This is a genomic window from Pandoraea sp. B-6 (assembly GCF_000282835.1).
GTDB classification, from domain to species: Bacteria; Pseudomonadota; Gammaproteobacteria; order Burkholderiales; family Burkholderiaceae; genus Pandoraea; species Pandoraea cepalis.
This window is the reverse complement of record NZ_KB290508.1, coordinates 17,890-43,534: the sequence shown is the minus strand read 5'-3', so window position 1 is coordinate 43,534 and position 25,645 is coordinate 17,890. Positions and strand designations below refer to the sequence as shown.

Genomic DNA, 25,645 nt, shown 5'->3' with positions numbered 1-25,645 from the left:
CTCGCCCCATGAGCGCCGAACTGCTTGCCGAACGCGTTGACCACACGCTGGTGCTGACGCTGTCGAACCCGGGGGCGCGCAATGCGCTGCACCCCGACATGTACGCCGCCGGGGTCGAAGCGCTGACCACGGCCGAGCGCGACCCGTCCGTGCGCGCCGTGGTGCTCACCGGCGCCGACAACTTCTTTTGCGCGGGCGGCAACCTGAACCGGCTGCTGGAGAATCGTCAGAAGGACCCATCGGTACAGGCGGCAAGCATCGACGCGCTCGCTGAATGGATCGAAGCGCTGCGTGCGTGTCCGAAGCCGGTCATCGCGGCCGTCGAGGGCGCCGCCGCCGGGGCGGGCTTCTCGCTCGCGCTCGCGTGCGACCTGCTCGTCGCGGCCGACAACGCCAAGTTCGTGATGGCCTACGTCAAGGTCGGCCTCACGCCCGATGGCGGCGGCTCATGGTTCCTCTCGCAAGCCCTGCCCCGCCCGCTCGCCACCGAGATCCTGCTCGAAGGCAAGCCGGTCGCGGCGGCGCGCCTGGCCGCGGCCGGTCTCGTCAACCGCGTGGTCGCGCCGGGACAAGCCCGGGCCGAGGCGCTGAACTGGGCGACCGATCTCGCGCAGCTCTCGCCGAACGCCGTCGGCCGGATCAAGTCGCTCATCGAAAGCGGTGCCAGCGAGACGCTCACCTCGCAGTTGGGCGCCGAGCGCGATAGTTTCGTCGCATCGCTTCACCATGCTGACGGTCTGGAAGGAATCAGTGCCTTCCTTGAGAAACGTCCGGCAAAATACGCCTGATGGCTTGACCGACCGCGCACGAACTTTGGACACGCGCGGTCGGTCAATGCCTTGCCGCAGCGCCCCGTTAGACTGCCGGCGCCCCTCTCAGGAGAGTTACCGCATGCGCGACTCACTCGGCCAATCCGGCTCCGCCGCCGGTCCCTTGGTATTCACGCCACCACAGCGCCGCCGCATCTATCTGATGCGTCATGGCGACGTCACGTACTTCGACGACAGCGGCAAGCCTATCGACGCCGACGCGGTCGCACTCAACGAGCTGGGGCGCTCGCAAGCCAGCGCCGCCGGACGCGCCTTTGCCGCCGAGAACATCCGCTTCGATCGCGTGATCGTGAGCGGCCTGCCGCGCACCCGCGAGACGGCCGAGCGCGTGCTGGCCGAGACCGGACAACAGATCGACATCGAGACGTGGACGTGCTGGCGGGAAATTCGCGCCGGCAACATTGCCGACCTGCCGCCGGGCGAGATCGCGCAGGCGTTTCTCGGCGCGTTCGACGGCCTCGTGCCCGAGAGCACCCGCTTCATGAACGGCGAGTCGGTGCGCGAGTTGCTCGACCGCGTGGTGCCGCCGCTGGCGGAGCTGCGCGCCGATACGTCGTGGGATACGGTACTACTGGTGTTGCACGGCGGCGTGAATCGGGCGATTCTCTCGCATGCCATGCATCCGCTCGGACGCCTCTTCCTGGGCCAGCTCGCTCAGACCCCCGCCTGCATCAACGCGCTCGACGTGGGCGACGAGCCCGAAGACTGGGTCGTGCGCCTGATGAACTTTGCGCCGCCGCAACTGTTGCATCGCGATAACCGGCTGACCGTCATGGAAAAGATCTTCGCGTCGTTTGTGCGCACGCGAGCGCGAGGATAAGCGCGTCGGGCCATCGCACGACGTGAAGCGTCCGCACACGCAATAAGTAACAAGCAAAAAGCAACGCAGTCGAAACGGTCGAAATCGTCACGAACAACGTAGCACCGGGAATGCAGGAGACAGCATGGCCGAGGAGCTCGCGCAAGACTATTCCACATTTGCCGGCGAACGCGCACTGGACGCGCGCGCGCCGTTCGATACCGCTGCGCTCGAAGGCTGGCTCGCCGCGCATGTCGACGGCTTTGCCGGGCCGCTGACGATCACGCAGTTCAACGGCGGTCAATCCAATCCGACTTATCGCCTGACGACCCCCAACGCCGCCTACGTGCTGCGCACCAAGCCCGCACCGGCCGCCAAACTGCTCCCGTCCGCCCACGCCATCGAGCGCGAATATCGTGTGATGGATGCCCTCGCCGGCACCGATGTCCCCGTCGCCCGCATGCGGGGACTGTGCGTGGACGAAAGCGTGATCGGGCTGGCGTTCTATGTCATGGACTTCGTGCCGGGGCGCGTGTTGTGGGACCCCTCGCTGCCCGGCATGACGCCGGCCGAGCGCGGCGCCATCTACGACGAGATGAACCGCGTCATCTCGGCCCTGCACCGGGTCGACTACGCGGCCATCGGCCTTACGTCCTACGGCAAGCCTGGCGGCTACATCGCGCGCCAGATCGCCCGGTGGAGCCAGCAATACCGCGCCTCACAGACGCAGACGATCGACGCGATGGACCGTCTCATCGAGTGGCTGCCCGCGCATTTGCCGTCTGGCGTGCCCGAGCGCACCAGCATCGTGCACGGCGACTTCCGCCTCGACAATCTGATCTTCCATCCGAGCGAGCCGCGCGTACTCGCCGTGCTCGACTGGGAACTGTCGACGCTCGGCGACCCGCTCGCCGACTTCAGTTATCACTGCATGGCATGGCACGTCACCCCCGGAGTGTTTCGCGGGATTGCCGGCCTCGATTGGGCCGCCCTCGGCATACCGGACGAAAACGCCTACGTCGCCCGCTACAGCGAGCGCACGGGGATTGCCCGGCCCGCGCAGTGGTATTTCTATCTCGCGTATAACATGTTCCGTATCGCCGCAATTCTGCAAGGCATCATGAAGCGCGTCGCCGACGGCACGGCCGTCAGCCAGCAGGCACTCGATGCCGGCCAGCGCGCGCGGCCGATGGCGGAACTCGCCTGGATGTACGCGCAGCGCAGCACAGCCCCCGCGCAGTGCGGGTCCCGGGATCTCGATCACGCAGGCAGTCAAGGAACGCAGACCTCATGAATTTCACCTACAGCCCGAAAGTCGAGGCATTGCGCGAGCGCCTCACCGCGTTCTTCGACGAGCACATTTTCCCGAACGAGCGTCACTATCTCGAAGCGATCGAGGTGGCGCGGCGCCAAGGCGACGCATGGCAGCCGTCGCCGGTCATCGAGCGCCTCAAGCCGCTCGCGCAGCAGGCCGGGCTGTGGAACCTGTTCCTGCCCGACTCGGGGCGCGGCGCGGGCCTGACCAACGTCGAATACGCACCGCTGTGCGAGATCATGGGACAAGTCCCGTGGGCGCCGGAAGTCTTCAATTGCAACGCCCCCGACACCGGCAACATGGAAACGCTCGAGCGCTACGCGACCGACGCGCAAAAGGCGCAATGGCTCGAACCGCTGCTGCGCGGCGAGATCCGTTCCGCCTTTCTGATGACGGAGCCGGACGTGGCGTCGTCCGACGCCACCAACGTCCAGTGCCGCATTCGCCGCGACGGCGACGACTACGTCATCAATGGCCGCAAGTGGTGGTCGACCGGCGCGGGCGACCCACGTTGCGCCGTCTACATCGTGATGGGCAAGACCGATCCGGACGCGCCTAAGCATGCCCAACAGTCGATGATTCTCGTGCCGGCCGACGCCAAGGGCGTAACGCGCGTGCGCCCGCTCACCGTCTTCGGCTACGACGACGCCCCACACGGCCATATGGAAATCGTGCTCGATGACGTTCGTGTGCCGGCCAGCAGTCTCCTGCTCGGCGAGGGACGCGGCTTCGAGATCGCGCAGGGGCGTCTCGGCCCGGGGCGTATCCACCACTGCATGCGGCTCATCGGGCTGGCCGAGCGTGCGCTTTCGCTGATGTGCCAGCGCACGCTCTCGCGGGTGGCGTTCGGCAAGCCGATCGCGGCGCAGGGCGTCACGCGCGAGCGCATCGCCGAAGCCCGGTGTTTGATCGAACAGGCGCGCCTGCTCACGCTCAAGGCCGCCTATATGATGGATACCGTCGGCAACAAGGCGGCGCGGGCCGAGATCGCCATGATCAAGGTCGTGGCGCCGACCATGGCGTGTCAGGTGCTCGACTGGGCGATGCAGGCGCATGGCGCGGCGGGGCTCTCGGGAGACTTCCCGCTGGCCTACGCGTATGCGAGCGCGCGCACGTTGCGCTTCGCGGACGGCCCCGACGAAGTCCATCGCAACGCCATCGCCAAGCTGGAACTGGCGCGCTACGCGAGCGCGCCGAGCGCCCCCGGCGCCCCGTCGTCAACTGACACCCCAACAAGGAGCCACAATTGATTCAGCTCTATTCCTGGGCCACGCCCAACGGCCACAAGGTCCACATCATGCTCGAAGAGTGCGGGTTGCCCTACCACGCACATGCCGTCGATATCGGGGCGGGCGACCAGTTCAAGGACGCCTTCCTCGCCATCTCGCCGAACAACAAGATTCCGGCCATCGTCGACGAGGACGGGCCGGACGGCAAGCCAATCTCGCTGTTCGAGTCGGGAGCGATCCTGCTGTATCTGGCGGGCAAGACCGGGCGCTTCCTGCCCGAGGATGTGCGCGGCAAGTACGAGACGCTCGAATGGCTGATGTTCCAGATGGGGGGCGTGGGACCGATGCTCGGTCAGGCGCACCATTTTCGGATCTACGCGCCCGAGAAAATCGATTACGCGATCAAGCGCTACACCAATGAGGCCCGGCGCCTGTACGGCGTGCTCGACAAGCAGCTCGGTCATCACCCCTACGTATCGGGCAACATGTACACCATTGCGGATATTGCGATCTGGCCGTGGCTGCGCTCGTGGAAGAATCAAGGTGTGGTGATGTCGGACTTCCCCAATGTGCAACGCTGGTTCGACGCCATCGAGGCCCGTCCGGCCGTGCAGCGCGGCATCAAGGTGCTGGCCGACGCGCGCAAGCCGCTTCAGGATGCCAAGGCCCGCGAGATACTGTTCGGCGCGACGCAATACGCGCGCCATTAGGCCACGGGCGAGCGGTGACGGTCCGGCGGGGCGTAGAGCGAAGTGGTTGACACTTCGCAACAGACTGCGGTTTCGCCGCGACGCTGGCGGTGCTAATCTAGGCGCATTACGCTCGATGCGTAGGCGCGTCGAACACGCCGAACACGTACCTGCAGACGTTTTTCAAACGTCTGCGACGCGGCTGGCCGCCGTCGTCCCCTTGCAGTTCGCAGTCCCTCGCCGCTGGCTTTTGGAAGATCCGGGAGATCCACATATGTCAGGCAAGTTCGAACTCAAGCGCAGTCCCAACGGTGAATTCCACTTTCACCTGATGGCCGACAGCGGGCACATTATCCTTTCGTCCGAGACATACAAGGCGCGGGCCTCTGCGCAGAACGGCATCGAGTCCGTTCGCAAGAATTCGGCCGAGGACCACCGTTTCGAGCGCAAGACGTCGACGTCCGGCCGCCCGTATTTCGTGCTCAAGGCGCGCAATGGCGAGATCATCGGTCAAAGCCAGATGTTTTCGAGCGCCGAGCAGATGGAAGACGGCATCACGCAGGTCAAACGCGATGCCCCGGCGGCCTCGGTGAGCGATCTGTCACATTGAGACCGCCGCGGCAGGCCGACGCGAGCGTGGGTGAGCCCGACGCTCGCGTGACTCAGTCACCGCGCTTCAAATAGAGCCCGGTTCCGCGGAACCGGCACACTTCTTCGCCGTGCTGATTCGTCGCCGTCCAGAGCTGGCGCACGATGCCCCGATCGGGACGGCTTTTCGACGCGCGCACTTCCAGCGTGCTGCTCGTGACCGTGATCGTGTCTCCCGGACGCACCGGTTTGAGCCACTCGATCTGCTCGACGCCCGGCGACCCCATGCTCGACGAGCGCGAGAGCAGTTGGTCGACGTTCATCCGCATCATGATGCTGCACGTGTGCCAGCCGCTGGCCACCAGCCCACCGAAATGCGACTCGCGCCCGGCCGCTTCATCGATGTGAAACGGCTGGGGATCGAATTGCCGCGCAAAATGCACGATCTCGTCCGCCGTGAACGTGTATTCGCCCAGATCGAAGGTGTCACCGACCGTGAAGTCTTCGAAGTAGTACTCGAGAGTTGCCATCGCTAGCTCCTGCATGCGGCGTGCTGGCGTCATCCGCCAGACGGTTACGGGCTTACTGCAACGTATCCTTGAAGCCGTCGGGAATCGGCAGCGGCATGACGTCGATGCCCTCTTCCGCCAGTGCTTCGCTCTCTTCGCGCGACACCGTGCCGCGAATATTGCGCTCCGGGGCTTCCGCATAGTGAATCTTGCGGGCTTCCTCGGCAAACTGGCTGCCCACGTCTTCCGTGTTCGCCATGACGTGACGCACCGCCTTCATCCAGAGCGTCTGCAGCTCGCTTTTCGCTTTGGCGACGTCCCGCGAGGCCGAATCGCCGGGCGGTCGCGCGGCCGGCGCGCCTTCGGCACGCAACGTCGCCCCCGACAGATTCAGGCGCGGCGCAGACGGCATGCGGGCAATCTTCGCGTCGCCGCAGACGGGGCATGTCACCAGCCCCCGCGCTTGCTGCGACAGGTAATCGTCCTCCGAGCCGAACCAGCCCTCGAAGGTGTGCTCGTGTGCACAACGCAAGTCAAAAACCTTCATGACGCAATGGATGTATCCCGACCCCGTGGGTCACGAGACCGGGGATCGAAAAAAATGACGATGGATCAGCGTTGTGGCGACCGCTCGTTCGGCTGCCACACGCCCGATAATATCTTTTCCAGCCAGAACGCGCCGATGATCGATTTGACGTCCGTGATACGCCCGTCCCGCACCCATTGCAGCAGTTCGGTCGCGGGCATCTTGAACACGTCGAGAAACTCGCCCTCGTCGAGGCGTTGTTCGCCAAGCGTGAGGTCGCGCGCAAGCCAGATGTCGATGAATTCCGTCGAGTACGAAATCACCGGGTGAATACGCGTGAGGTAATCCCAGCGCTCGGCGCGATACCCCGTCTCTTCCAGCAACTCACGCTGGCCGCACGCGAGACCGCCCTCCGCGTCGTCGAGCTTGCCGGCGGGCAGCTCCGTCATCACGCGCTCGAGCGGATACCGATACTGACGCTCCATGAGCACCTGGCCGTCGTCGAAGAGCGGGATCACCATGACGGCCCCCGGATGGGTGGTGTATTCGCGCGTTGCCGTCTTGCCGTCGGGTAGACGCACGCGGTCGCGCTTGATGGTCAGGAACGAACCGTCATAGACCGTATCGCTCTCAAGACGCGTCTCAATCAGATGTCGATCGTCGAATTGACGCTGGGTCATAAGCCCTCCACGGCTGAAAATTGGCGAACCCAAAACAAAACGCCGCCCAAGGGCGGCGTCTTGCGAAGCAAACATCTCAGGCCACAACGGCAGCCGGTCGATGGCGCCACAAATACCGGTACACGAAGCCCGGAAACGCGAACACGACGAAAAGACTAGCCGTGACCGCATAGAACTGCCAGCCCTGCGAAAACACGTTGCCGATGCCCGACTCGATCAGATAACCGAGCGCCCCCACCACGAAGTAAGCCACCGCCATCTCGACCAGCCGGCACCACAGCGGCTTGACCGCTCGTTTGAGCGCGATGACGCCAAACAGGCGCTGGTTCACGAACGGCAGATTCGCGCCCAACAGGGACAGCACAATCACCAGCATACCGCCTGCCGACATACCCATCGATCATCCCTCCGCCCGTTCGTCTGTCGTGCGCCGGGCCGGTCATTTCGACCCGCCCGGCCGCCTTCGTGTAGTCTAACGCGCTCAGCTGGCGAGCGTCAGCTTGATGGTGCGCAGGCACCAGTCCATCAGCGGGCCAGGCATCAAGCCCAGGTACAGCAGGACCAAACCGTTGAGCGACAGCACGAAACGCATCGTGCCGCTGCCCTGCAGCGCATTGTGGTCATCGGCCTTGTCGAAGTACATCAGCTTGACGACACGCAGGTAGTAGAACGCACCGATCAGCGAGGCCAACACCGCCACCACCGCCAACCACACCATGCCCGCGTTCACCACGGCTTGCAGCACGGCCAGCTTGGCGTAGAAGCCTGCCAGCGGCGGAATGCCGGCCAGCGAGAACATCAGCATCAGCATCACGAACGCGAACCACGGGCTACGCTGGTTCAGGCCCTTCAGATCGGAGAGATTCTCTGCCTCGAAGCCTTGGCGCGAGAGCAGCAGCACGATACCGAACGTGCCCAGCGTCGTGAGCAGGTAGATCACGCTGTAGAACATCGACGAACCGTAGGCGTCGGCGATCCCGTCGATCTTGCCGCCCACCACGCCCGAGAGCATGCCCAGCAGCACGAAGCCCATGTGCGAGATGGTCGAGTAGGCCAGCAGGCGCTTGACGTTGGTCTGCACGATCGCCGTCAGGTTACCGATCACCAGCGAGAGCACCGCCATGATGATCAGCATCTGCTGCCAGTCGATCGCCAGCGGCAGCATGCCTTCGACGAGCAAGCGCAGCAGCAGCGCGAAGGCGCCCAGCTTCGGCGCGCCACCGATGAGCAGCGTGACCGGGGTCGGCGCGCCCTGGTAGACGTCGGGCACCCACATGTGGAACGGCGCAGCGCCGAGCTTGAACGCCAGACCGGCCACCACGAACACAACGCCGAACACCAGCACGACCTTGTTCACAGCACCCGAAGCGATGACTTCGAAGACCTTGGACAGTTCGAGCGAGCCGGTCGCGCCGTACATCATCGACATGCCGTACAGCAGGAAGCCCGAGGCGAGCGCCCCCAGCACGTAATACTTCATGGCCGACTCGGTCGCGTTCGTCGAATCGCGCCAGACGGCGGCAAGGGCGTACAGCGACAGCGACATCAGTTCCAGACCCAGGTACAAGGTCAGGAAGTTGTTGCCCGAGATCATCACCGACAGGCCCAGCAGCGAGAACAGGCTGAGAACGTAGAAGTCGCCGCGGGCGAGACCGCGGGCTTCCAGATACTTTTGACCGTAGACGAACGTGACGAACGTAGCGAGGCCGCCAAAGGCCTTGAGCAGGTTCGACATCGGATCGGCGACGAACACATTACCGAACAGGTAGTGCGACGCCGGATCACTGGCGTTGCATGCCCACAGCACGGACACGACTGCGGACGTGATGAGCGCCAGCACGTAGTTGAGCTTGCGCGTCTGGCCGAGGAACGCGTCGCACATCATGATCACGAGGATCATGAGCAGCAGGATGGCCTCCGGCAACGCAGGCAGCAGATTGATGTTTTGCATGATCTGGATATCCTCCCCGATTAAGGCAGCTTGGTCTGCGCCACGTGGGCGAGGAGGTTAACGACGGAGGTGTGCATCAGGTCGGTGAAGGGCTTCGGATAGATACCCATGAACAGCGTGAGCGCCGCCAGCACGGCCAGCATGAAGAATTCGCGCTTGTTGATGTCGACCAGCTCGCGCACGTGATCGTTGGCGATCGCGCCGAAAATCACGCGCTTGTACATCCACAGCGAATACGCCGCACCGGTGATCAGCGAGGTCGCAGCGAGCAGACCCACCCAGAAATTCAGCTTCACGGCGCCCAGGATCACCAGGAATTCGCCCACGAAGCCCGACGTCGCCGGCAGACCGCTGTTGGCCATCGTGAACAGCATGAACAGCGCTGCGAACTTCGGCATCGTGTTCACCACACCGCCGTAGTCGGCGATGTTGCGCGAGTGCATGCGGTCGTACAGCACACCGATACACAGGAACATGGCGCCCGAGACGAAGCCGTGCGAGATCATCTGGACCAGCGCACCCTGCATGCCGATTTCGCTGAACATGAAGAAGCCGAGAATCGCGAAGCCCATGTGAGCGATCGACGAATACGCCACCAGCTTCTTCATGTCGGTCTGCACCAGGGCCACGAGGCCGATGTAGACGACGGCGATCAGCGCGAGCGTGATCATAAAGCCCGACAGGTAGTGACTGGCGTCCGGGGCGATCGGCAGCGAGAAGCGCAGGAAACCGTAGGCCCCAAGCTTGAGCATGATCGCGGCCAGCACGACCGAGCCGCCGGTCGGCGCTTCCACGTGGGCGTCCGGCAACCAGGTATGCACCGGCCACATCGGCACCTTCACGGCGAAGGCCATGAAGAACGCCACGAACAGCAGTATCTGCACGTTCATCGGCAGCTTCGCGGCGTACCAGTCGGTCAGCGTGAACGAGTGCGTCACGTTGTAGAGGTAGATCAGCGCGACCAGCATGAGCAGCGAGCCGAGCAGCGTGTACAGGAAGAACTTGAACGCGGCATACACCCGGTTCGGGCCGCCCCACACACCGATGATCAGGTACATCGGGATCAGCGTGGCCTCGAAGAAGACGTAGAACAGCAGGCCGTCTTGCGCCGAGAACACCCCGATCATCAGACCCGAGAGGATCAGAAACGCGGCCATGTACTGGGCGACGCGCTCCGTGATCACTTCCCAACCCGCGATCACCACGATCACCGTGATAAGCGAAGTCAGCACGATCAGCCACAGCGAGATGCCGTCGATGCCGAGGAAGTAGTTGATGTGGAAGCGGTCGATCCAGCTCGATTTCTCGACAAACTGGAACGCCGCCGTATTGGCGTCGAAGTTCGAGATCAACGGCAGCGTGACCAGGAAGCTCATCAGCGACCCGATGAGCGACAGCGCACGTGCGCCGCCCGGGTTGCGGTCATTCCCCACCGCGAGGACAACGATCCCCGAGATGATGGGTAGCCAGATGGCCAGACTCAGAAGCGGTAGCGATTGCATTATTGTTGGCTCCCCCTATTACTTGCCGTTCAACGTCACAAACAGCGTCAGGAGCCCGAGCATGCCGAGGATCATGGCGAACGCGTAGTGGTAGATGTAACCGGATTGAACGAAGCGGATGACACCGGCGAACCAGCCCACCAGACGCGCGCTGCCGTTCACGACTGCGCCATCGATGAGACCTTGATCGCCAGCCTTCCACAGGCCGCGACCGATCTTGAGCGCGCCCTTGGCGAAGACCACTTCGTTGATCTTGTCCATGTAGTACTTGTTGTCGAGCAGGTTGTAGATGCCCGAGAACCGATTTTTCAGCGCTTCCGGAATATCCGGGCGCTTCAGGTAGAAGAACGCCGCGAGCACGATGCCCAGCGCCGACAGGGCGATCGGGAGCGTGCCGAACGAGTGCAACGCCATCGCCAGCCAGCCGTGGAAATCGTGGCTCAGCTCTTCCATCGCCGGATGGTTTTCGCCAACGTAGATCACGTCCTTGAACGCCACGCCCTGCTTGAAGAAGCTGCCGAACAGCATCGGGGCAATCGCGATGGCGCCGATGATGACCGACGGAATCGCCAGCAGAATCAACGGGATCGTGACCACCGCCGGCGACTCGTGCGGCTTCTGACCCGGGGCCAGACCGTGGTGGTGATCGGCGGTTTCCTCTTCTTCCTCGTGATGCTCGTCATGGTCGTGATGCACCTGACCGAAACGCTCCTTGCCGTGGAAGACCATGAAGTACATGCGGAACGAGTAGAACGCCGTGACGAAGACGCTGGCGACCACGGCGAAGTACGCGAAGCCCGAGCCCGGCAGATGCGAGGCGGCCACGGCTTCGATGATCGAGTCCTTCGAGTAGAACCCGGCGAAGAACGGTGTCCCGATCAGCGCGAGCGAGCCCAGCAGCGACGTGATCCATGTGATCGGCATGTACTTCCACAGGCCGCCCATGTTGCGCATGTCCTGATCGTGATGCATGCCCATGATGACCGAGCCCGCACCGAGGAACAGCAGCGCCTTGAAGAACGCGTGCGTCATCAGGTGGAAGATGGCGACCGGGTAGGCCGACACGCCGAGCGCGACCGTCATGTAACCGAGCTGCGAGAGCGTCGAGTAGGCCACGACACGCTTGATGTCGTTCTGGATCATGCCCAGGAAGCCCATGAACAACGCGGTGATCGCGCCGATGATCGTGATGAACGACAGCGCCGTGTCCGAGAGTTCGAACAGCGGCGACATGCGGCTCACCATGAAGATCCCCGCGGTCACCATCGTGGCCGCGTGAATCAGTGCCGAAATCGGGGTCGGGCCTTCCATCGAGTCCGGCAGCCACACGTGCAGCGGGAACTGCGCCGACTTACCCATCGCACCGATGAACAGGCAGATACAGGCCACGGTGATCAGGCGCCAGTCGGTGCCCGGAAACGACAGGGCCGCGACCTCGTTGGCCTTGGCGAACACTTCGCCGTAGTTCAGCGTGCCGGTGAAGGCCAGCAGCAGGCCGATACCGAGCAGGAAGCCGAAGTCGCCGACGCGGTTGACCAGGAACGCCTTCATGTTGGCGTAGATCGCGGTCGGACGCGTGTACCAGAAACCGATCAGCAGGTACGAAACCAGGCCCACCGCTTCCCAGCCGAAGAACAGTTGCAGGAAGTTGTTGCTCATCACGAGCATCAACATCGAGAACGTGAACAGCGAGATGTACGAGAAGAAGCGCTGGTAGCCAGGATCTTCCGCCATGTAGCCGATGGTGTAGATGTGCACCATGAGCGAGACGGAAGTGACCACGCACATCATCGTGACGGTGAGCGTGTCGACGAGGAAGCCGATCTCGAGCTTGAGCTCGCCGATGCGGGCCCATTCGTAGACGGTGGCGTTGAAGCTCGCCCCGTTCATGACGTCGATGAACGTCATGACCGACAGGACAAACGCGACCAGTACGCCGAGGATCGTGACCGTGTGGGCGCCCGCGCGTCCGACTTGCTTGCCGAACAGGCCGGCAATCAAGGAGCCGACGAGCGGCGCCAGCGGGATCGCGAGCAGCAGGTTGGGATTCAATGTGGATGCCATAACAGCGTTCGCTTTGTTTAACCCTTGAGGCGGTCGAGATCTTCGACGTTGACCGTTTCGAGCTTACGGAACAGCGTGACCAGAATGGCCAGCCCGATCGCGGCTTCCGCCGCGGCCACCGTAAGAATGAAGAACACGAATACCTGACCGGCAATGTCGCCCAGGTAATGCGAAAACGCGACGAAGTTCAGATTGACCGCGAGCAACATCAGCTCGATGGCCATGAGCAGCACAATCACATTTCTGCGGTTGAGGAAGATACCGGTAATGCTGATCGCGAAGAGAATCGCGCCCAACACCAGGTAATGCGCTAGCGACAACGAGATCATGCTGTCTCCTTATTCCGCCGCCGGCGCGTCGGTGCCGGTGGACTGCTGCCGGGCTTCGGCGGGCATCGACACCAGACGCACGCGGTCGCGCGCCTTCACGCGCACCTGCTGGCTCGGGTCGGTCTGTTTGTGGTCCTTACGGGTACGCATGGTCAGCGCAACTGCCGCCACGACCGCCACCAGCAGGATCAGACCTGCCACTTCGAAGGCAAAGATATAGTCGGTGTACAGCGCGATACCAAGCGCCTTGGTGTTCGCCACGTCCGGGGCCGAGACCGCCTTGACCGGCGAGCGCGTGGCGCCGTAGCCGCGCATGAGCACCAGTGCCGATTCGACGATCATGATCGCGCCGACAGCGCTCGCCAGCGGGATGAACTTGCCGAAACCGCGCCGCAGTTCGTCGAGATTGATGTCGATCATCATCACCACGAACAGGAACAGCACCATCACCGCGCCGACATACACGAGCACCAGCATGATGGCGAGGAACTCGGCCTCGAGCAGCATCCAGATCGCCGCGGCGTTGAAGAAGGCGAGCACCAGGAACAGTGCCGACTGTACGGGGTTGCGCGCGGTCACGACCTTCAGGCCGGAGATCACGAGGATCAGCGCAAACACGTAGAAAAGAAAGGTTGTGAATTCCATAATCACCGGGTGTTGCGAGAATTAGCCAACGTCAATTGCCGTACCGGGCGCACCGTCGCTGCGCTGCGCCCTGCCCTGCTTAACGGTACGGCGCATCGGCCGCCTTGGCCGCCGCGATCTCGTTTTCGTAACGATCGCCCACCGCGAGCAACATCTCCTTGGTGAAGTACAGATCGCCACGCTTCTCGCCGTGGTACTCGAGAATGTGCGTCTCGACGATCGAGTCCACCGGGCAGCTTTCTTCGCAGAAGCCGCAGAAAATGCACTTGGTCAGATCGATGTCGTAGCGCGTGGTACGGCGGGTGCCGTCGTCGCGCACATCCGACTCGATCGTGATGGCCATTGCCGGGCACACCGCTTCGCACAGCTTGCAGGCGATGCAGCGCTCTTCACCATTCGGATAACGGCGCAGCGCATGCAGACCGCGAAACCGCGGCGACATCGGCGTCTTCTCTTCCGGAAACTGCACCGTCACCTTGCGTGCGAACGTATAGCGCCCTGTGAGCGCCATGCCCTTGAGCAGTTCCAACAACAGGAAACTGCCGAAAAAGTCTTTGATTGCCCTTACCATGGGATTCCTCTACTCCGTTCGCCTCAGCCCCAGATGTTCCAGGGGGACATGATCCAGACACCCACCACGATCACCCAGATGATCGTCAGCGGCAGGAATACCTTCCAGCCCAGACGCATGATCTGGTCGTAGCGGTAGCGCGGGAACGTCGCACGCACCCAGATGAACACCGACAGCAGCAGGAACACCTTGAACGCCAGCCAGAACACACCCGGGATGAACGACAGGAAGCCGAACGGCGCACTCCAGCCCCCCAGGAACAGCACCGAGGCCAGCGCCGAGATGATGATCATGTTGATGTACTCGGCCAGGAAGAACAGGGCGAAGCCCATGCCCGAGTATTCGATCATGTGACCGGCCACGATTTCCGATTCGCCTTCCACCACGTCGAACGGGTGGCGGTTCGTTTCGGCAATGCCCGAGACGAAGTAGACGACGAACATCGGCAGCAGCGGCAGCCAGTTCCACGACAGCAGGTTCAGCCCCAGGCCCGCGAACATGCCGTGCTCTTGCGAGCGCACGATGTCCGACAGGTTGAGCGAGCCGGCCGTCATCAGCACCGTCACCAGCGCGAAGCCCATGGCGATTTCGTACGAAATCATCTGGGCCGACGCGCGCATGGCGCCGAGGAAGGCGTATTTCGAGTTCGATGCCCAGCCGGCGAGAATCACGCCGTACACGCCGATCGACGAAATCGCGATGGCGTAGAGCAGCCCGGCATTCACGTCGGCCAGCACGGCGCCCGGCTGGAACGGAATCACCGCCCAGATCGCGAAGGCGGGCAGCACGGCCATCACCGGCGCGATGGCGTAAATGCCCTTGCTCACCTGCGACGGCGTAATGACTTCCTTGAGCAGGAGCTTCAACACGTCGGCGATCGGCTGGAGCAGACCCGCCGGGCCCACGCGGTTCGGACCCAGACGCACGTGCATCCAGCCGATGAGCTTGCGCTCCCACAGAATCAGGTACGCCACGCACAGCAGCAGGATCACGGCCACGACGAGGATGCGGACCAGCGCCCACACCGTCGGCCAGGCCACGCCCAGCAGTTGCGTGCCGTATTGATTGATGACTTCGTTCAGGCTCATTTACGCCTTCTCCACCGAAATTTCACCGAACATCGCGCCAAGCGCGGCGGATGCCGGCGTGGCCGCCGGCACGCGCACCACATTGGCAGGCAACGTTTCCGAACGCGCAGCCGGCAGCGTGACCACCGCATCGCCCTGACGCACGCGCACGGCGGCGCCCGCGACGAGGCCCAGGCGATCGAACAGCGCCGCCGGGAGCGTGGCACGCAGCGCGGCCTTGGCGTCGTTGGTCAGTTGCAGCGACGGGGCACGGCGTACCAGCGCGTCGGCCGAGTAGATCGGCACGTCGGCCAGACGCTCCAGGCCCTGCCCGGCTGCCGTCGGTGCAGCCAGCGCGGCCTTGGCGCGGTTGTCGAGCGAGGCGACCGAGAATCCGGCGAGCGCTTCGTCGCGCACCTGTTCCGCGGTGTCCTGCGCGAAGCCTTGCAGCTTGAGCAGATTGCCCAGCACGCGCAGCACCTTCCAGCCCGGACGCGTCTCGCCCAGCGCACGCACCACACCGTTGAAGTGTTGCGGCAGCCCTTCGGCGTTGACGAACGTACCGGCCGTCTCCGTGAACGGGGCGATCGGCAGCAGCACGTCGGCGTACTCGAGGCCGTGCTTGAACGGCGAGAGCGAGACCACCATCTTCGCGGCGTTCAATGCCGTGAGCGCTTGCTTCGCATCGGCCGAGTCGTACTCCGGCTCGGCGTTCAGCAGCAGATACGCCTGGCGCGGTTGCGCGAACAGCGCAGCGGCGCCCTTGGCGTTCGTGGCCTTCACCGCGTAGGCACCGACCGTGTTGGCGCCTTCGGTGAGGAAGCCCAGCGTGGCGCCGGTGATATCGGCGATCACTTGCGCGATGGCGTGCAGTTGTGCGAATTGCGGATGCTGCACCACGGCGTTGCCCAGCAGGATGGCACGACGCTCGCCGTTCACCAGCGAGGCGGCGATGGCGTTGGCCGTGTCGCTGACGTTCACGCCGGCGAGCTCAGTCGGGGCGGCAACGCCCTTGGCCGCCGCCGCGGCGAGCGCGATACCGGCCAGCTCGCTCACCCATGCGCTCGGTGCGGCGATGATCTTGTTGGCGAGCTTCACCAGCAGATCGTCGTCCGAGCCGTGCAGCACGTGCAATTGGCCACCGGCCTTCACCGCGGAGCGCAGACGCGAAGCGAACAGCGGATGATCCTTGCGCAGGAACGAGCCGACGACCAGCGCGCTTTGCAGCGTGTCGAGGTCCGCGATCGGCAGGCCGAGCCACGGAGCCCCCTGGGTGCCGCCCGACACGTCCGTCTGACGCAGACGGAAGTCGACGTTATCGCTGCCCAAGGCGCGCACGAACTTTTGCAGCAGGTGCAGTTCTTCGATCGTGGCGTGCGGCGAGGCCAGCCCGGCGACGGCATCGGCGCCGTGGTCGCGGATGATGTCCGTCAGACCATGCCCGACATATTCGAGCGCCGTCTGCCAGTCGACTTCGTGCCACTCGCCGCCTTGCTTGAGCATAGGCTTGGTGAGGCGCTCGTCGCTGTTCAGACCTTCGTACGAGAAACGATCCTTGTCCGAGATCCAGCATTCGTTGAGCGCTTCGTTTTCGAGCGGCACAACGCGCATGACCTGGTTGTTCTTCACTTGCACCACGAGGTTCGCACCCACGCCGTCGTGAGGGCTCACCGACTTGCGGCGCGACAGCTCCCACGTCCGGGCGCTGTAGCGGAACGGCTTCGAGGTCAGGGCACCGACTGGGCACAGGTCGATCATATTGCCCGAGAGTTCGGAGTCGACCGTCTTGCCGACGAACGACGTGATTTCCGAGTGCTCGCCGCGCCCCAGCATGCCGAACTCCATCACGCCGGCCACTTCCTGGCCGAAACGCACGCAACGGGTGCAGTGAATGCAGCGCGACATCTCTTCCATCGAGATGAGCGGGCCGACATTCTTGTGGAACACCACGCGCTTCTCTTCCTGATAGCGCGACGCCGACTTGCCGTAACCGACGGCCAGGTCCTGCAGTTGGCACTCGCCCCCCTGATCGCAGATCGGGCAATCGAGCGGGTGGTTGATCAGCAGGAACTCCATCACCGATTGCTGCGCCTTCACAGCCTTCTCGGAGTTGGTGCGCACGATCATGCCGTTGGCCACCGGTGTGGCACAGGCCGGCACCGCCTTCGGGGCCTTCTCGACCTCGACCAGGCACATGCGGCAGTTCGCGGCGATGGACAGCTTCTTGTGGTAACAGAAGTGGGGAATATAGGTGCCGTTCTTCTTGGCAGCCTGGATCACCATGCTGCCTTCGGGCACCTCGACCTTTTGGCCGTCAATTTCGATTTCAACCATAGCGGTTCAATGCCAAGCGTCAAAAGGGATTAGTGAGCGCCGACCAAGCAATGCTTGTGCTCGACGTGGTAGGCGAACTCGTCCCAGAAGTGTTTGAGCATGCCGCGCACTGGCATCGCTGCGGCGTCGCCCAGCGCGCAAATGGTGCGGCCCATGATGTTCTCGGCCACCGAGTTGAGCAGGTCCAGATCTTCCTGGCGACCTTCGCCATGCTCGATTCGATTGACCACGCGCCACAGCCAGCCAGTGCCCTCACGGCACGGCGTGCACTGACCGCACGATTCTTCGTAGTAGAAGTACGACAGGCGCAACAGCGAGCGCACCATGCAGCGTGTCTCGTCCATGACGATCACGGCGCCCGAGCCCAGCATCGATCCAGCCTTGGCGATGCTGTCGTAGTCCATCGTCGTTTCCATCATCAGCCCGGCCGGCACGACCGGTGCCGACGAGCCGCCCGGAATCACGGCCTTGAGCTTCTTGCCACCGCGCATGCCACCGGCCAGTTCCAGCAACTCGCCGAACGGCGTGCCCAGGGGCACTTCGTAGTTACCCGGCAGCTCGACGTCGCCCGACACCGAGAAGATCTTGGTGCCGCCGTTGTTCGGCTTGCCCATTTCCAGGTACTGCTGCGGGCCAGTGGCCAGCAAGAACGGAACCGCAGCGAACGTCTCGGTGTTGTTGATGGTCGTCGGCTTGCCGTACAGACCGAAGCTCGCCGGGAAAGGCGGCTTGAAACGCGGCTGGCCTTTCTTGCCTTCAAGCGATTCGAGCAGCGCAGTCTCTTCGCCGCAGATGTACGCACCATAGCCATGGTGCGCATGCAGCTCGAACGAGAAGTCAGTGCCGAGAATGTTGTCGCCCAGATAACCGGCAGCGCGCGCTTCCTCGAGCGCCTCTTCGAAGCGTTCGTACACTTCGTAGATTTCGCCGTGGATGTAGTTGTAACCGACGGTGATGCCCATGGCGAAACCGCCGATGGCCATGCCTTCGATCAACGCATGCGGGTTGTAGCGCAGGATGTCGCGATCCTTGAACGTACCGGGTTCGCCTTCGTCCGAGTTACAGACAAGGTACTTCTGCCCCGGGAACGCGCGCGGCATGAAGCTCCACTTGAGCCCCGTCGGGAAGCCTGCGCCTCCGCGGCCACGCAGGCCCGATGCCTTGACGTCGGCAATGACCTGCTCCGGCGTGAGGCCTTCCTTCAGGATACGGGCAAGCTGCTGGTACCCCCCGCGCTTGACGTAATCTTCGAGGTGCCAGTTCTCGCCATTGAGGTCGGCGAGGATCAGCGGCTTGATGTGACGGTTGTGCAGCGACGTCATGCTTTCTCTCCCGCGGCGCCCGTGGCCTTGAGCTCGTCGAGGAGCGCGTCGACCTTGGCTTCGTTCATGAAGCCGCACATGCGATGGTTGTTCACCAGCAGGACGGGTGCGTCGCCGCAAGCGCCCATGCACTCGCCTTCCTTGACCGTGAAGAGACCGTCCGGCGTGATGTCGTTGTAGTCGACACCCAGCTTCTCTTTCAGGTACTTCGCCATCTCTTCGCCACGCGTAAGCTGGCAAGGCAGGTTCGTGCACACGGTCAACTTGAACTTGCCCACGGGGCGCGTGTTGAACATGGTGTAGAAGGTTGCGACCTCTTGCACCGCGACTGCGGGCATCTCGAGGTAGTCCGCCACGAATTGCATCACTTCGGGCGACAACCAGCCTTTCTCGACCTGCGCTACGGCAAGGGCGTGCATCACCGCCGACTGTTTCTGGTCGGCAGGGTATTTGGCAACGGCACGGTCGATTTTCTTCAGGGCTTCGGGAGAAAGCATTTCCGATCCGACGGTTCTTTAAAACGTTATCCCCGCTCGCGCCAGCGCTGGCAGACCGGTTTTTTCGGCCACCCGCGACTCACAGGCACGGCAACTGGAACGGCAATGGCATCGACCTGCGAAACCCTGCCGAATTAAAACTTAAGGGCGCCAGAGGCGCCCACTGCGCGTTTAGCGATCGATCTCGCCGAACACGATGTCCTGGGTCCCGATGATCGCCACAGCATCGGCAATCATGTGGCCCTTCGCCATCTCGTCGAGCGCGGAAAGATGGGCAAAGCCCGGCGCACGAATCTTCAGGCGGTACGGCTTGTTCGCGCCGTCCGACACCAGGTAGATGCCGAACTCGCCCTTCGGGTGCTCGACGGCGGCATACGTTTCGCCGGCGGGCACGTGGAAGCCTTCGGTGAAGAGCTTGAAATGGTGAATCAGCTCTTCCATGTTCGACTTCATTTCGACCCGCGAGGGCGGCGCCACCTTGTGATTGTCCGTAATCACCGGACCTTCATTGGCACGCAGCCACGTCACGCACTGGCGGATCAGGCGGACAGACTGGCGCATTTCTTCCACGCGCACCAGATAGCGGTCGTAGCAATCGCCTTCCTTGCCCACAGGAATGTCGAAATCGAGACGATCGTACACTTCGTACGGCTGCTTTTTGCGCAGATCCCAGGCAATGCCCGAGCCGCGCAGCATAGCGCCGGAGAAGCCGAGCTGCATGGCACGCTCGGGCGACACGACGCCGATCCCCACCAGGCGCTGCTTCCAGATACGGTTGTCGGTGAGCAGCGTTTCGTACTCGTCGACACACTTCGGGAAGCGGTTGGTGAAGTCTTCGATGAAGTCGAGCAACGAGCCTTCGCGTGCTTCGTTCATCTTCTTGATGGCGCGCTCGTTGTGGAACTTCGATGCGCGATATTGCGGCATCGCGTCCGGCAGGTCGCGATACACGCCGCCCGGACGGTAGTAGGCCGCGTGCATACGGGCACCCGAGACGGCTTCGTACACGTCGAACAGGTCTTCGCGTTCACGGAAGGCATACAGGAATACCGCCATCGCGCCCACGTCGAGTGCGTGGGAACCAATCCACATCAGGTGATTCAGAATCCGCGTGATTTCGTCGAACATCACACGGATGTATTGCGCGCGAATCGGCACGTCGACGCCGAGCAGCTTCTCGATCGCCATCACGTAGGCGTGCTCGTTGCACATCATCGAGACGTAGTCCAGACGATCCATGTACGGCACGGATTGCAGGAACGTCTTCGACTCGGCGAGCTTTTCCGTCGCGCGGTGCAACAGGCCGATGTGCGGATCGGCGCGCTGGATCACTTCGCCATCCAGCTCGAGCACCAGGCGCAGCACGCCGTGCGCTGCCGGGTGCTGCGGACCGAAGTTCAGAGTGTAGTTCTTGATGTCTGCCACAAGGCCACCTTAATGTTTCAGACCGGCGTAATGTTCTTCGCGGATGATGCGCGGCGTAATTTCGCGCGGCTCGATCGTCACCGGCTGATAGATCACCCGCTTCTGCTCGGGGTCGTAACGCATTTCGACATAGCCCGAGGTCGGGAAGTCCTTGCGGAACGGGTGACCGATAAAGCCGTAGTCCGTCAGAATGCGGCGCAGATCCGGGTGCCCTTCGAACACGATACCGACCAGATCGAAGGCCTCGCGCTCGAACCAGTTGGCCGAACTCCACAGATCGATCAACGACGCCACGACCGGCAGATCGTCGTCCGGGGCGAACACGCGCACGCGCAGACGCCAGTTGTGGGTCAGCGAGAGCAGATGCGAGACGGCGGCGTAGCGCGGGCCGTCGTAGGCACCGTCGCCGTAGGCCGAGTAGTCCAGGCCGGCAACGTCCATCAACTGCTCGAACTTGAGCTCGGGATGATCGCGCAGCGTGCGCGCGACCTCGAGATAGTCGCTCGCCTTGACGGTCAGCGTCAGCTCGTCGAGGGCTTCCACCAACTGCTCGGCGCGGGCGCCAAGCACGTTTTGCAGGGTGGTCTTGAGTTGTTCTAGTTTAGACATGGGCGGGAGCGGTTATTTACGCGCGATCGTCGCAGTCCGCTTGATCTTCGACTGCAACTGGATGATGCCGTAGACGAGCGCCTCGGCCGTCGGCGGACAGCCCGGCACGTAGACGTCGACCGGCACGATGCGATCGCAACCGCGCACCACCGAGTAGGAGTAATGATAGTAGCCGCCGCCATTGGCGCACGACCCCATCGAGATCACCCAACGCGGCTCGGCCATCTGGTCGTACACCTTGCGCAGCGCGGGTGCCATCTTGTTGCACAGCGTGCCGGCCACGATCATCACGTCCGACTGACGCGGGCTCGGGCGGAACACCACGCCAAACCGGTCCAGATCGTAACGCGCCGCGCCGGCGTGCATCATTTCGACGGCACAGCAGGCCAGGCCGAACGTCATCGGCCACAGCGAACCCGTGCGCGTCCAGTTGATGAGTTTGTCAGCCGTGGTGGTGACGAACCCTTCGCGCAAAACCCCTTCGATGCTCATATGCTTACCCTGAATCCTTCTGCAATGCGGCCAATACGATGCCGGCCTTATTCCCAGTCGAGCGCACCGCGCTTCCAGAGGAACACGAAACCGATCAGCAGCTCAAGCAGGAAACCCATCATGGAGATAAAGCCCACCCAGCCGATATCGCGCAGGGCGACGCCCCACGGAAACAGAAATGCCGTTTCGAGATCGAACAGGATGAAAAGGATGGCGACGAGATAGTAGCGCACATCGAACTTCATGCGCGCGTCTTCGAATGCCTCGAAGCCACACTCGTACGGAGAGAGTTTTGCGCTGTCGGGTTTGTTGGGGCCGAGGAATTTACCGACCCCAATCAGTAGCGCCCCAAGACCGCCACCTACCAGAATGAACAGCAGGACGGGATAATAGGTTCCGAGGTTCAACTCTACCCTCTTTTTGGTTAGTCCAAAAACCGCTTTCGTCATTGGCGTGGGGGCCAAAAAGCGGATGAACAGTGAGCACAAAATAAAATGCCAGCCAAAGCATAAACGCAAGGCTGGCATCGGAGAACTGTGGTGCCGACGGCGAGACTCGAACTCGCACAGCTTTCGCCACTACCCCCTCAAGATAGCGTGTCTACCAATTTCACCACGTCGGCATTCAAATTCTGCAATCCGCTGTCACTTACGAATCGCTTCAAGACCGCTATATTAGCGCTCTTCAGCATTTTGTTCAACGCACAAATCGATTTTTTTTCGATTTTCTTTACGGCTTATTACACGTTGCAAACCGCGCTGCGACTTACTTCGGCACGTCCTGCGGATTGGCTGCGGAAGCACTCACCGGCGCACTTGCCGCGACCGCGCCCGACGCCGTCATCGGCGACGTTGCGGCCGGCAAATTACCAAGGACACCGATGTTTGCCGCCGGCTTGTACGAACCGAGATACGTGAGACCCAGCGTGGTTACGAAGAACACGGCCGCCAGCACTGCCGTGGTCCGCGACAGGAAGTTTGCGGAACCCGACGCACCGAAGAGACTGCCCGACGAACCGCTACCGAATGCAGCGCCCATATCGGCACCCTTGCCATGCTGGAGCAACACCAGACCGATGATGCCCAGCGCGGAAAGCACCTGCACCACGATCAACAACGTTTTCAACAACCCCATCTCATCACCCGTATAGAAGAATCCGACTTGCCGTGCATTTTTGATGCACCGCATCATGACCATTTCGTGCCGTTACGAAATCCGGCATCGGCGTCAGCGCGACAGACCCGCCTCGCAAATCGCCAGAAAATCGACCGCCTTCAACGCCGCCCCGCCGATCAACCCACCATCGACATCCGCCATCGAAAACAGCTCGGCCGCGTTATCCGGCTTCACACTGCCGCCGTACAACACCGCCACATCCATCACCGCCTCGCCCTTCGCACGCAGCAGCGAGCGCAAATGCGCATGCACTTCCTGCGCCTCGGCCGACGTTGCCGTCTTGCCCGTGCCAATCGCCCAGACCGGCTCATAGGCCACAACAATCTGGACCGCCTGCGCCGCCGTCAGCGCCGCGAGCACCGTATCGAGCTGACGCGTCACGACAGACATCGTTTCGCCGGCTTCACGCTCGGCGAGCGTCTCGCCGACGCACACGATCGGCGTCATGCCCGCGTCGAGCACACGCAAGGTCTTTGCCGCGACGCCCGCATCGGTCTCGCCGTGGTACGTACGACGCTCCGAATGCCCCACAATCACGAACTGTGCGCCGAACTCGGCAATCATCGGCGCGGAGACTTCGCCCGTGTAGGCACCACTCACCTGCGCCGACACCTCCTGCGCACCGAAGCCCAGCACCTGCCCCGAGAGGCGGGCCTGACATTGCGCGAGATAGGGGAACGGCACACACACGGCCGCCGTCACGCCCGGGGCGCTCAACACCGGTGACGCCAGCAGGTCGCCCAGCAGCGCCTCGTTGCCGGCCAGACTGCCATGCAGTTTCCAATTGCCCACGACGAGCTTGCCCGCCTTGCGGCCTAGGGTGCGAGCCGAAGCCGCAGTACCCGCAGTACCGATTGTCACGCGTGATCCCCCAATGCGTAAGGACGAAAAACCTCTCATTCTAGTGCGTCAGGGGCATGGGGGTCAATTTCGCCGACTTTCAAACGTGAGAATCCGCATGAAATGGGGCTTTCACGCGGATTCGCCTCGTGCGCCGACGCGAGATGACTTACCAGGTCAGCACGATCTTCCCGACATGCGTACTCGTTTCCATCAATGCGTGGGCTTTGTCTGCTTGGTCGGCCGGGAACGTCTGATAAATCACCGGCCGGATCTTGCCAGCCGCGAACAACGGCCAGACCTTCTCGTAGAGGTTCTGTGCAATCGCCGCCTTGAACGCCACCGAGCGCGGACGCAGCGTCGAGCCGGTCACCGTCAGGCGGCGGCGCAGCAGCGCCCCCATATCCAGCGTGGCCTTGCTGCCGCCGAGCAGCGCGATGACCGCGATGCGCCCATCGAATGCCAGCGCCTGCACTTCACGCGGCAGATAGTCGCCCCCCACCATGTCGAGCACGACGTCCACGCCGCGATCGCTGGTGAGCGCCTTCGTCACGGCGACGAAATCTTCGGTTTTGTAATTGATGCCCCGCTCCGCGCCGAGCGCTTCGCACGCGCGAGCCTTTTCATCGGAACCGGCGGTCGCGAACACGCGATGGCCCATGGCCACGCCGAGCTGGATCGCCGTCACGCCGATACCGCTCGTGCCGCCCTGCACCAACAACGTCTCCTTTTCGCCCGACTCGGTCTCGCCGAGGTGAGCGCGATCGAACACATTGCTCCACACGGTGAAGAACGTTTCGGGCAGCGACGCCGCCTCGACGTCCGAGAGCCCTTGCGGCACCGGCAGCACCTGCGAGAGCGGCGCGGCGCAGTACTCGGCATAGCCCCCGCCCTGCACCAGCGCACAGACGCGCGAGCCGACTTTCAATCCCCAGCGGTTATCCGGGCCGTCGAGCTTGCCATCGACGATCTCGCCCGCCACTTCGAGCCCCGGCAGGTCAGAAGCGCCCGGCGGCACGGGATACTGCCCGATGCGCTGGAGCACGTCGGGACGGTTCACGCCCGACGCGGTGACCTTGATGAGCACTTCGCCCGGCTTGAGTTCGGGGCGCGGCCGCTCAGTGAGCTTGAGCACTTCCGGTGCGCCGTATTGGGTGATCTCGATCGCCTTCATCGTGTCGTTCCTCGGTTGTCTGGACGACGCGCCGCATCAACGCCGGCCGTCCGTCTCGTTTCGTGGGATCGCGAGTCGTGCGGCCGCCCGCGAGTCAAACGCCGCGCGCGCCATGCCACAGACCTCGCATGAAAAATGGTGTGGAGCCGTACCTTATCACCGACGGCGCGATCGCGTCGGCCGTCGACGCAGGTCTCGGCGGCATTCGGAATCAAACAGGATTATTCGGGACAACTGAGGGACAACTGAGGGACTACGGCCAGACAGGGGAGCACGCGGATGCCGGGGCACTGGCACGCGCGCCGTTTGACGAGCGCGTCGCGTGCGATCTCGAGACCGCGCACGACGCGCCGGGTTAGCCCCAAAAGCGGGGCGCCGGCTGCCCGAAGGCCGCTCGGCGCCACCACCTCGCCCTGGCGCCGTCAGGCGACGCCTTCCGACCCTTCGTCGATCAGCCCGTGCCGTATGGCGTAGTCGGCCAG

General features: G+C 63.1%; 28 protein-coding genes and 1 tRNA gene. 7 read left to right on the top strand and 22 right to left on the bottom strand.

From position 1 onward, the window contains the following. The first annotated feature begins 8 nt into the window (after window positions 1-8). The 6 genes from A985_RS0108780 to A985_RS0108755 all read left to right on the top strand — a co-directional run bounded on the left by A985_RS0108780 (window position 9) and on the right by A985_RS0108755 (window position 5,472). Window positions 9-788, top strand: a complete 780-nt coding sequence (locus A985_RS0108780) for an oxepin-CoA hydrolase, alternative type (RefSeq protein WP_017233036.1) — start codon at window positions 9-11, stop codon at window positions 786-788. 103 nt (window positions 789-891) lie between these two features. Then, window positions 892-1,650 (top strand): histidine phosphatase family protein, encoded by a 759-nt coding sequence (locus A985_RS0108775; RefSeq protein ID WP_017233035.1) that lies wholly within the window; start codon window positions 892-894, stop codon window positions 1,648-1,650. A gap of 124 nt (window positions 1,651-1,774) precedes the next feature. Beyond that, window positions 1,775-2,923: a phosphotransferase gene (locus A985_RS0108770; RefSeq protein WP_017233034.1), complete on the top strand. Its 1,149-nt coding sequence runs from the start codon at window positions 1,775-1,777 to the stop codon at window positions 2,921-2,923. Further along, window positions 2,920-4,194: an acyl-CoA dehydrogenase family protein gene (locus A985_RS0108765; RefSeq protein ID WP_017233033.1), complete on the top strand. Its 1,275-nt coding sequence runs from the start codon at window positions 2,920-2,922 to the stop codon at window positions 4,192-4,194. The genes A985_RS0108770 and A985_RS0108765 overlap by 4 nt, the downstream gene beginning before the upstream one ends. Further along, complete coding sequence (locus A985_RS0108760) at window positions 4,191-4,883, top strand: glutathione S-transferase C-terminal domain-containing protein (RefSeq protein WP_017233032.1); 693 nt, start codon at window positions 4,191-4,193, stop codon at window positions 4,881-4,883. The genes A985_RS0108765 and A985_RS0108760 overlap by 4 nt, the downstream gene beginning before the upstream one ends. A 253-nt stretch (window positions 4,884-5,136) precedes the next feature. Further along, window positions 5,137-5,472, top strand: coding sequence for a YegP family protein (locus A985_RS0108755; RefSeq protein WP_017233030.1), 336 nt, complete (start codon window positions 5,137-5,139; stop codon window positions 5,470-5,472). Between the two features lie 52 nt (window positions 5,473-5,524). Here A985_RS0108755 and A985_RS0108750 read toward each other — a convergent pair whose 3' ends face one another. From A985_RS0108750 to A985_RS0108645, 22 genes are all read right to left on the bottom strand, one after another. Continuing rightward, complete coding sequence (locus A985_RS0108750) at window positions 5,525-5,980, bottom strand: MaoC family dehydratase (protein WP_017233029.1); 456 nt, start codon at window positions 5,978-5,980, stop codon at window positions 5,525-5,527. 52 nt (window positions 5,981-6,032) lie between these two features. Next, window positions 6,033-6,506, bottom strand: a complete 474-nt coding sequence (locus A985_RS0108745) for a DUF1178 family protein (RefSeq protein ID WP_017233028.1) — start codon at window positions 6,504-6,506, stop codon at window positions 6,033-6,035. A gap of 65 nt (window positions 6,507-6,571) precedes the next feature. Then, window positions 6,572-7,165 carry an NUDIX domain-containing protein gene (locus A985_RS0108740; RefSeq protein ID WP_017233027.1) on the bottom strand — a complete coding sequence of 198 codons (594 nt, stop codon included), beginning with the start codon at window positions 7,163-7,165 and terminating at the stop codon, window positions 6,572-6,574. A 76-nt stretch (window positions 7,166-7,241) separates the two neighbouring features. After that, window positions 7,242-7,556, bottom strand: coding sequence for a DUF2818 family protein (locus A985_RS0108735; RefSeq protein WP_017233026.1), 315 nt, complete (start codon window positions 7,554-7,556; stop codon window positions 7,242-7,244). A gap of 90 nt (window positions 7,557-7,646) precedes the next feature. After that, window positions 7,647-9,116, bottom strand: coding sequence for an NADH-quinone oxidoreductase subunit NuoN (gene nuoN, locus A985_RS0108730; protein WP_017233025.1), 1,470 nt, complete (start codon window positions 9,114-9,116; stop codon window positions 7,647-7,649). Window positions 9,117-9,136: 20 nt separating this feature from the next. Beyond that, entirely contained in the window at window positions 9,137-10,618 is a 1,482-nt protein-coding gene (locus A985_RS0108725; RefSeq protein ID WP_017233024.1) for an NADH-quinone oxidoreductase subunit M, read from the bottom strand. A gap of 18 nt (window positions 10,619-10,636) precedes the next feature. Beyond that, window positions 10,637-12,682 (bottom strand): NADH-quinone oxidoreductase subunit L, encoded by a 2,046-nt coding sequence (gene nuoL, locus A985_RS0108720; protein ID WP_017233023.1) that lies wholly within the window; start codon window positions 12,680-12,682, stop codon window positions 10,637-10,639. Window positions 12,683-12,699: 17 nt separating this feature from the next. Further along, complete coding sequence (nuoK, locus tag A985_RS0108715) at window positions 12,700-13,011, bottom strand: NADH-quinone oxidoreductase subunit NuoK (RefSeq protein ID WP_017233022.1); 312 nt, start codon at window positions 13,009-13,011, stop codon at window positions 12,700-12,702. Window positions 13,012-13,020: 9 nt separating this feature from the next. Next, complete coding sequence (locus A985_RS0108710; RefSeq protein WP_017233021.1) at window positions 13,021-13,656, bottom strand: NADH-quinone oxidoreductase subunit J; 636 nt, start codon at window positions 13,654-13,656, stop codon at window positions 13,021-13,023. Window positions 13,657-13,735: 79 nt separating this feature from the next. Then, complete coding sequence (nuoI, locus tag A985_RS0108705) at window positions 13,736-14,227, bottom strand: NADH-quinone oxidoreductase subunit NuoI (protein ID WP_017233020.1); 492 nt, start codon at window positions 14,225-14,227, stop codon at window positions 13,736-13,738. A gap of 23 nt (window positions 14,228-14,250) precedes the next feature. Beyond that, window positions 14,251-15,315, bottom strand: coding sequence for an NADH-quinone oxidoreductase subunit NuoH (gene nuoH / locus A985_RS0108700; protein WP_017233019.1), 1,065 nt, complete (start codon window positions 15,313-15,315; stop codon window positions 14,251-14,253). Continuing rightward, window positions 15,316-17,628: an NADH-quinone oxidoreductase subunit NuoG gene (gene nuoG / locus A985_RS0108695; protein ID WP_017233018.1), complete on the bottom strand. Its 2,313-nt coding sequence runs from the start codon at window positions 17,626-17,628 to the stop codon at window positions 15,316-15,318. A gap of 29 nt (window positions 17,629-17,657) precedes the next feature. Further along, a complete protein-coding gene (gene nuoF, locus A985_RS0108690) occupies window positions 17,658-18,950 on the bottom strand; it encodes an NADH-quinone oxidoreductase subunit NuoF (RefSeq protein ID WP_017233017.1) in 1,293 nt (430 codons plus the stop codon). After that, entirely contained in the window at window positions 18,947-19,447 is a 501-nt protein-coding gene (gene nuoE, locus A985_RS0108685; RefSeq protein WP_017233016.1) for an NADH-quinone oxidoreductase subunit NuoE, read from the bottom strand. The genes nuoF and nuoE overlap by 4 nt, the downstream gene beginning before the upstream one ends. 171 nt (window positions 19,448-19,618) lie before the next feature. Next, the gene (locus tag A985_RS0108680; RefSeq protein WP_017233015.1) at window positions 19,619-20,872 is read right to left on the bottom strand and encodes an NADH-quinone oxidoreductase subunit D; all 1,254 of its coding nucleotides are present in this window, start codon (window positions 20,870-20,872) and stop codon (window positions 19,619-19,621) included. Window positions 20,873-20,881: 9 nt separating this feature from the next. Next, window positions 20,882-21,481, bottom strand: a complete 600-nt coding sequence (locus A985_RS0108675) for an NADH-quinone oxidoreductase subunit C (RefSeq protein WP_017233014.1) — start codon at window positions 21,479-21,481, stop codon at window positions 20,882-20,884. 12 nt (window positions 21,482-21,493) lie between these two features. After that, window positions 21,494-21,973, bottom strand: a complete 480-nt coding sequence (locus tag A985_RS0108670) for an NADH-quinone oxidoreductase subunit B family protein (RefSeq protein ID WP_010807413.1) — start codon at window positions 21,971-21,973, stop codon at window positions 21,494-21,496. A 47-nt stretch (window positions 21,974-22,020) separates the two neighbouring features. Continuing rightward, a complete protein-coding gene (locus tag A985_RS0108665) occupies window positions 22,021-22,380 on the bottom strand; it encodes an NADH-quinone oxidoreductase subunit A (RefSeq protein ID WP_017233013.1) in 360 nt (119 codons plus the stop codon). 130 nt (window positions 22,381-22,510) lie between these two features. After that, a tRNA-Leu gene (locus A985_RS0108660) sits at window positions 22,511-22,595 on the bottom strand. A 143-nt stretch (window positions 22,596-22,738) separates the two neighbouring features. Continuing rightward, window positions 22,739-23,107 (bottom strand): preprotein translocase subunit SecG, encoded by a 369-nt coding sequence (secG, locus tag A985_RS0108655; RefSeq protein ID WP_026131777.1) that lies wholly within the window; start codon window positions 23,105-23,107, stop codon window positions 22,739-22,741. A gap of 93 nt (window positions 23,108-23,200) precedes the next feature. After that, window positions 23,201-24,010 carry a triose-phosphate isomerase gene (tpiA, locus tag A985_RS0108650; protein ID WP_017233011.1) on the bottom strand — a complete coding sequence of 270 codons (810 nt, stop codon included), beginning with the start codon at window positions 24,008-24,010 and terminating at the stop codon, window positions 23,201-23,203. Window positions 24,011-24,158: 148 nt separating this feature from the next. Further along, window positions 24,159-25,163 (bottom strand): NAD(P)H-quinone oxidoreductase, encoded by a 1,005-nt coding sequence (locus A985_RS0108645; protein WP_017233010.1) that lies wholly within the window; start codon window positions 25,161-25,163, stop codon window positions 24,159-24,161. 128 nt (window positions 25,164-25,291) lie between these two features. On the opposite strand from A985_RS0108645, the gene A985_RS0108640 reads away from it, so the two are divergent. Beyond that, window positions 25,292-25,522 carry a hypothetical protein gene (locus tag A985_RS0108640; protein ID WP_026131775.1) on the top strand — a complete coding sequence of 77 codons (231 nt, stop codon included), beginning with the start codon at window positions 25,292-25,294 and terminating at the stop codon, window positions 25,520-25,522. The last annotated feature ends 123 nt before the right edge of the window (window positions 25,523-25,645 follow it).